The sequence below is a fragment of the Salsipaludibacter albus genome (assembly GCF_019798055.1).
In the GTDB taxonomy this organism is placed as follows: Bacteria; Actinomycetota; Nitriliruptoria; order Nitriliruptorales; family Nitriliruptoraceae; genus Salsipaludibacter; species Salsipaludibacter albus.
Genome location: NZ_JAHOPH010000079.1, coordinates 1 through 216, shown reverse-complemented (window position 1 = coordinate 216; position 216 = coordinate 1). Strand labels below are relative to the sequence as shown.

1 pseudogene is annotated in these 216 nt (G+C 71.3%); it reads left to right on the top strand.

The window, feature by feature from the left end:
- Window positions 1–216 (top strand): annotated as a pseudogene (locus KR546_RS18870) (DsbA family oxidoreductase); the annotation flags it as partial.

Below are 216 nucleotides of genomic sequence, written 5' to 3'. Positions count from 1 at the left end.
CCCTGGCCCATGTCCCGTTCGCCGACGAGGTGGACGTGCGCTGGCGATCGTTCGAGCTCGACCCCGATCGCGGCGACCTCCCGGACGACGTCGACTACGTCGGCATGCTGGCCGCCAAGTACGCCACGACACCCGCCCGGGCCCAGCAGATGGTCGACCAGATGACCGCGACCGGCGCTGCCGAGGGCATCGCCTTCCGGTTCGACCTGGCCAGGC